1 protein-coding gene is annotated in these 1,895 nt (G+C 68.5%); it reads right to left on the bottom strand.

What is annotated here, in order from left to right; genetic code table 11:
• The coding region (gene acs / locus ACL02U_RS32775) for an acetate--CoA ligase (RefSeq protein WP_412794657.1) at window positions 1–1,895 on the bottom strand (1,895 nt) is incomplete at both ends.

The following is a 1,895-nucleotide window of genomic DNA, read 5'->3' as shown; positions in this document are numbered from 1 at the left end:
TTGGTCTGGATGAGGTCCATGACGGTGGAGTCGGTGAGGGTGGTGACGTCGCCGAGTTGGCGGTTTTCGGCGACGTCCCGCAGGAGGCGGCGCATGATCTTTCCGGAGCGGGTCTTGGGGAGTTCGGCGACGGGCAGGATGCGTTGGGGTTTGGCGATCGGGCCGAGGGTGGTGCCGACGTGGTTGCGCAGGTCGTTGAGGAGTGTGGCGTCCTCGGTGGCGGTGCCGCGCAGGATGACGAAGGCGACGATGGCTTGGCCGGTGGTTTCGTCGGTGGCGCCGACGACGGCGGCTTCGGCGACGGAGGGGTGGGAGACGAGGGCGGATTCGACCTCGGTGGTGGAGATGTTGTGGCCGGAGACGAGCATGACGTCGTCGACGCGGCCCAGGAGCCAGATGTCGCCGTCCTGGTCCTTCTTGGCGCCGTCGCCGGCGAAGTACTTGCCTTGGAAGCGTGACCAGTAGGTGTCGATGAAGCGCTGGTCGTCGCCCCAGATGGTGCGGAGCATGGCGGGCCAGGGTTCGGTGAGGACGAGGTAGCCGCCGCCTCCGTCGGGGACTTCGTCGGCTTCGTCGTCGACGACGGTCGCGGTGATTCCGGGCAGGGCGCGTTGGGCGGAGCCGGGCTTGGTGTGGGTGACGCCGGGCAGGGGGGAGATCATCATGGCGCCGGTCTCGGTCTGCCACCAGGTGTCGACGATGGGGGTGCGGTCGGCGCCGATGTGTTTGCGGTACCAGATCCAGGCTTCGGGGTTGATGGGTTCGCCGACGGAGCCGAGGATGCGCAGGGAGGTCAGGTCGAACTTGGCGGGGATGTCGTCGCCCCACTTCATGAAGGTGCGGATGGCGGTGGGTGCGGTGTAGAGGAGGGTGACTGCGTACTTCTGGACGATTTCCCAGAAGCGGCCCTGGTGGGGGGTGTCGGGGGTGCCCTCGTACATGACCTGGGTGGCGCCGTTGGCGAGGGGGCCGTAGACGATGTAGGAGTGTCCGGTGACCCAGCCGACGTCGGCGGTGCACCAGTAGACGTCGGTTTCCGGTTTGAGGTCGAAGACCGCGTGGTGGGTGTAGGCGGCCTGGGTGAGGTAGCCGCCGGAGGTGTGCAGGATGCCCTTGGGTTTTCCGGTGGTGCCGGAGGTGTAGAGGATGAACAGCGGGTGTTCGGCGTCGAAGGCTTCGGGGGTGTGCTGGGCGGGCTGGCGGTCGACGGTCTCGTGCCACCACTTGTCGCGGTCGTCGTTCCAGGTGACGTCCTGGCCGGTGCGGCGGACGACGAGGACGTGTTCGACGGTGCCGGCGCGTTCGGCGGCCTCGTCGACGGCGGGTTTGAGGGCGGAGGGTTTGCCGCGTCGGTAGCCGCCGTCGGAGGTGATGACGACGCGTGCGTCGGCGTCCTGGATGCGGGTGGCGAGTGCGTCGGCGGAGAAGCCGCCGAAGACCACGGAGTGGGTGGCGCCGATGCGGGCGCAGGCGAGCATGGCGATGGCGGTCTCGGGGATCATCGGCATGTAGACGGCGACTCGGTCGCCTTTGCGTACGCCCAGTTCGAGGAGGGCGTTGGCGGCGCGGGAGACTTCGTCCTTGAGTTCGGTGTAGGTGAGGGCGCGGCTGTCGCCGGGCTCGCCTTCGAAGTGGAGGGCGACGCGGTCGCCGTTGCCGGCTTCGACGTGGCGGTCGACGCAGTTGTAGGCGACGTTGAGTCGGCCGTCCTGGAACCATTTCGCGAAGGGCGGGTTGGACCAGTCCAGTGTCTCGGTCGGTTCCACGGCCCAGCTCAGCCGGCCGGCCTGCTCGGCCCAGAAGCCGAGCCTGTCAGCCTTGGCCTGTTCGTACGCCTCCGCCGTGACGTTGGCGTCCGCGGCCAGGTCGGCGGGCGGCGCGAAGCGCCGCTCCTC

This window comes from Streptomyces sp. MS06, assembly GCF_047200655.1.
Lineage (GTDB): Bacteria > Actinomycetota > Actinomycetes > Streptomycetales > Streptomycetaceae > Streptomyces.
The sequence above is the reverse complement of the archived record's forward strand: the minus strand, read 5'-3'. Positions and strand labels throughout refer to the sequence as shown.